The following is a 4546-nucleotide window of genomic DNA, read 5'->3' as shown; positions in this document are numbered from 1 at the left end:
CTCCCAGCCCTCCCCGGGCGGCGACTTCCTGGAAGTGCGTCAGCGGTGCGAGCGCGTCGTCCTGCTCGGGAACCGGATGCTCGAAAGAGACGACGAGCTCCAACGAGGAGCCGGACGCACGCGGACGGTGGGCCAGGGGGAATGGACGCTCAATCATCGCGCCTCCCAGGGTTGGGAGTCCTTGTCGTCGAAGCGGGCGAGCCAGACGGTCGCATCGAAGACCTCTCGAGGCTGTCCGAGGCCGCTGGCCTCGAAGCGAATGGGGCGCAGCAGCCGTGCCACATCCGGCAGGCACCCAATGTCCCGGCCCTGCCGGTTGACGTCTCCCAGGGGAGGCCATCGCGCCGCGCGAATCACCAGTCCCTGGTTGAGCGGGCGCAACTCGGCCCGTGGCAATGCGGACCTGATGGCCTCCTGGCCTCCCAGCTTCTGGACCAGGTCGGTGCCGAGCAGGGTGAGCCAGTGCGCCCCGAAGCTGCGCCCCCGCATGTAGAACCGGAGTGCGTCGAAGGATGGGTCGAAGCCGTGGTACCGCGGCAGGAGCTGGTTGATGGCCTTCCTCGCCTCGCTTTCGAGCACCCAGGAATGCTTGAACGCGAGCCCCGCGTTGCCGGACTGGAAGGGGACGAGGTTCGCGATACGGCAGACGAAGTCGATGAACGGCTCCACCCACGCATCCTCGTCGCTGGGAGGGGGTGGAAACTCCAGACGCAACAACTGAACCTCCCCCGCGTCGTCCTGCGTGGCGGCCTCGAGATACACGGCGTGTGTCCCCACCCCGCTCTCATCCCCCTGGCTGTACACCACCCGGTAATCCTCGGCGTCGGCCGGAAGGTTGCGCAGGTTGCGCAGGTCCTTCGCGAGCTGCCTGGGCGTCATGGGCCTGAAATAGCCGTTGTCCGTCAGGTACGTCTTGAACACGTCGGGCCCGACATGCTCCACATAGGCAGACACCGCATCGGCGCACCTGGGGGCGCACTCGTGCAGGGGGGCGTCCATGTACAAGGTGAGAGTCAGCCCTGGCCGGATGAGGACGAAATCCCTCCCCTTCAGCTTCAATGTCCGGGTGAGCGGCTCCAGCGCAGAGGTCGTGCTCATGGGTTGTCGTCCCGGAGGTTCGAGCGCCCCTACGGGCACGCCAGGGTGTCGATGAGGAGGGGAGGACTCTCGAGCAGGTCGATTCCGAGCGCCTCGGAGAGTTGCTTGTACTTCTTGTACTGTCCCTTGCGCCAGACAGGCATCGAGCCCCCCTTGGAAACAACCCATCCGCCCCCCTTCTTGCGGCGGATGCGAGTGCCCTTGGGGCATTGGAACTTGAAGTCGAACAACTGACTGGGGTTGCCCTTGCCATCCAGCGAGCACGCATCCGGCCAGCAGGTGCCCCGCAGACTGCGTCGAAGTTCCTTCCAGATGGCCTGGCGCATCTGCACCTCAGAGGTGCCGCCATACAGCCCTCCCCGCCGGACCTCCGCCGCCGTCCTCGCCTCGACGCTCTTGCGGCTGGCGCGGAGCCGTCTGGCCGACCCGGCTCGTATTTCATAGCCGCGCTCACCTCGAAGCGAGGGAGGCTTTCCACTGCTCTTGTGGCGCCTCAGCTCCTTTTCGCAACACTCATGCTTCTTGCTGCCCAGTTCGATGCAGGTGCTCTGCTTGTTTGGCTTCACCTGCCGGTCGCACTTGCACGCGACCTCCCGGAGCTTCTCCTCCGCCGTGGGGTTGGCCATTGCCGAGGACTGGCCCACCCCCGGCAGGGTCGACGCGTTGGCGGGGCTACCGCCATTGTTCGTCATGGCGTCACCCAGGAGCTGGATGTTCTTTCCCTCAGCCTTGGTGTCCATGGAGCCGGGCGCCACCCACTCTGTCTTGCCATGCGTCTGGCCGGAGACGACTCCGCCCCCCTGGGGTTTGCTGGCCATGTCCCCCGTGCTCATGAAGAACGAGCCCTTGATGGCCACCTTCTTGCCTTCGATGAGCACCTTTCGGGTGCCCTTGGAGAGTGAGTCTCCCGAAGTGCCGAGGTTGGGCAGCGGCGCCGGAACGAATGGCGCTGGAGGCCCCGGCATCTTGCAGACATTGGGCAATGAGGCGGCGGCCTTGCCATCACTGCCCTCCGTCACGGGCGTCCTGGGGGGATTGACCGCGACCGTGCCCATGCTGGCATCTCCCTCTCGGCGACGTTCTCCAGGTGGAGGAGCACCGCCGAGCGCGCGCCTCCATATGAGCTCGCCCACAACAGCGGCCTGGGTCCCCGGGCATAGCGCCTGCGTCCGGAGGCCACTGCCAGGGCTGCGAGCAGCGGCCCCGTGGCGGCCCCGACATCGCCCCAGCGGTCCGCGGGAGTCTCGAAGTCGGTGTGGTCCGCGAAGGACTGCTGGCACCGGAGAAGGGCGTAGCTGAACTCTTCCGAGCGGTGTGACTCACCGTTGAGGTCGCAGTACACGGTGTCCGCCAGCCGGGTGGGTGGCTCCCCGAGAACGTGGGTTGCGCCCGCGATGGCTTCCGACAGGCCGCGGCCCACGTTGATGCCCTCGCTCCCGAAAGGATGCTCCTCCTTCCGGCTCGCCGCGGAGAGCACCCAGGCCCCTGGCTCGCGGCCGAGGTCTCGCGCCCTCCTCGTGGAGGCCAGCAGGCAGAAGCCGGCGCCCTCGGCCGGCGTGAAGCCGGAGCGGTTGACGGAGGACTTCAACAGCCCCCGCGCGTCGAGCCACTCCAGGGTCTCTGCCTCGAGGAACGAGTCGACGCCTCCCACCAGGCACCACTCGGCGCGTCCAGCCTGGATGAGCTGCCAGCCACGCTCCAGCGCCATGAGTCCGGCTGCGTTTCCGTGCGGAAGCAGCTCGATGGAGGTGGGATGAAAAGGCAGTGAGCACTCCTTCTGGAGCCAGTGCACGAGCCGCTCGCCCAGCGCTGGCGGGAGGCCTGGGCGCGGCTCCGGCAGTCCCAGCAGGACCGGGAGGCTCCAGCTCGCCTCCGCCCGAGCAGCCAGGGGCTCCAGCACCTCCACCAGCACGCTCTCGGCCAGCGCGAGGAACCGCTCCAGGCCTCCCATTCCGGGCGGCAGCAGCCCGTCTCTGGCCACCTTCATGGGCTGACCGACCTTGTCGATCATGAAGGGGTGCTCGACATAGCGGCAGATGCCAGCGCGAACAGCGGCGGCCACATGAGGAGCCCGCACTCCCACGGCAGCCCGGGCCCCCACCCCGATGATGCCTACCGGCCGGCTCATGGGGCGCTGTCTCCCGTGAGGAATTCCTTCTGGTCGATGACCGTCACATCCAGCATGTCCGTGCGGTGATGGCACGAGAGGCTGGTGTGCCAGACCAACAGGACCTGGGGAACCTCCGGCTCGATGATGACGGTATGAAGGCGGGCGCGGTGCTCCACGCTCTCGCGTCCGAAATAGGTCCTGAAGGTCAACCAGACCTTCGGCAGCGTGAAGCGCAGGTGGGACCACCGGGAGAGATTGACCAACTCGATGGCCTCGCCGCCCACGAGGAACCCGGGCGTCTGCTGGTCCGCGGGCGCGCACTGGTGGAATCGCTCATCGAAGTCCTCTGGCAGCAACGGGTGGCGTGTCTTCCTCCAATGCGCATCGAAGGTGCCTCCCAGTCCCAGGCGTGGCGCCCAATAGCTCGCGATGGCGCCAAAACCCGCGGGAGCGGGCCTGTCCTTCCACGAGCGGATGGGCTGACGGGGGTCCTCGATGTTGGGCAGCGGCATGTCCTCGGCGTGGGCGGCCCGGGTGGCGAAGCCCGTCCCCACGGGGTTGCTCACATGAATCCGGTGCTCGGCCGGGTCGGCCGCACGCGTGTCCGCGCCACCAAAGGCTCTCTCGTAGATGACCGGCAGGGTGGCGAAGGGTTGGGGAGGGGTCGGGGTGAGTCCTCCCACGAGATTGCGCTTCCACCGCCGCTCTCCCAGGACCCGTAGTTGCTTCGTGACAGGTCCCACCCGCAGCGAGACATCGAGGGTGGTGGTGGGCCTTCCGCCCGGAGCATGCGCCACGGCATCGACAATGACATCCGTGGTCGCTTTCGGAGCGGTCAGGTCGGCGTCATGGAGCATGCTGGAACGCCCGGGCTCGCCCCGGTAGCACGGCATGAGAAGGGGCTCAGGCTGTGAATCCGCCAGCCGCGTGTCCTGATTCTCCAGGATGTCATACGCCCCCTTGACAGCCACGACCCAGCGCTTCGCGCCATCCTTGTCGACCATCCACGTCCACCCCGCCGAGAAGGGCGTCCGATTGTCAATGGCCCACATGGCTGCGCATCTCCCGAAAGACTGTCTTTCGAAGCCCGAGCAGTTCGTGACGCTGTCGATGGGTGAAGGCACGCGTTTGAAGCCTGCAGGTGCCCTGGCTGTGCAGGGACAACTCCAGCGCATGGGCGTGACGCCTGCGCATCGGGCCATGCTCCAGTTCCTGGAGGAGTGACGCGGGGGACCAGGGGCGGCCGCGGAGATGACGCTGCCCCGGGTTGAAGCCTGCTCGCGCCCGAGCCCACCAGGAGACCACTGCCTCTGGATTGGGGCGGGGCAGGGAGTCCTC

At 67.2% G+C, this 4546-nt stretch carries 5 protein-coding genes; 1 reads left to right on the top strand and 4 read right to left on the bottom strand.

All coding sequences use genetic code 11. The features are described from left to right. Window positions 1-153 precede the first annotated feature (153 nt). The 4 genes from HG543_RS51725 to HG543_RS51710 are packed head-to-tail and all read right to left on the bottom strand — an operon-like array spanning window position 154 to window position 4260. Window positions 154-1098 carry a type VI immunity family protein gene (locus HG543_RS51725; RefSeq protein ID WP_169352377.1) on the bottom strand — a complete coding sequence of 315 codons (945 nt, stop codon included), beginning with the start codon at window positions 1096-1098 and terminating at the stop codon, window positions 154-156. A gap of 29 nt (window positions 1099-1127) precedes the next feature. After that, a complete protein-coding gene (locus tag HG543_RS51720) occupies window positions 1128-2153 on the bottom strand; it encodes a DUF4150 domain-containing protein (protein WP_169352376.1) in 1026 nt (341 codons plus the stop codon). Next, on the bottom strand, window positions 2114-3226 hold the full coding sequence (locus HG543_RS51715) for a beta-ketoacyl synthase N-terminal-like domain-containing protein (protein ID WP_169352375.1): 1113 nt from the start codon (window positions 3224-3226) through the stop codon (window positions 2114-2116). Before HG543_RS51715 ends, HG543_RS51720 begins: the two co-directional genes overlap by 40 nt. After that, window positions 3223-4260 carry a DUF2169 family type VI secretion system accessory protein gene (locus tag HG543_RS51710; RefSeq protein ID WP_169352374.1) on the bottom strand — a complete coding sequence of 346 codons (1038 nt, stop codon included), beginning with the start codon at window positions 4258-4260 and terminating at the stop codon, window positions 3223-3225. The genes HG543_RS51715 and HG543_RS51710 overlap by 4 nt, the downstream gene beginning before the upstream one ends. Here HG543_RS51710 and HG543_RS51705 point away from each other — a divergent pair. After that, on the top strand, window positions 4259-4432 hold the full coding sequence (locus tag HG543_RS51705; protein WP_169352373.1) for a hypothetical protein: 174 nt from the start codon (window positions 4259-4261) through the stop codon (window positions 4430-4432). The genes HG543_RS51710 and HG543_RS51705 overlap by 2 nt on opposite strands. Window positions 4433-4546: the final 114 nt, after the last annotated feature.

This window comes from Pyxidicoccus fallax (assembly GCF_012933655.1).
Lineage (GTDB): Bacteria > Myxococcota > Myxococcia > Myxococcales > Myxococcaceae > Myxococcus > Myxococcus fallax.
The sequence above is the reverse complement of the archived record's forward strand: the minus strand, read 5'-3'. Positions and strand labels throughout refer to the sequence as shown.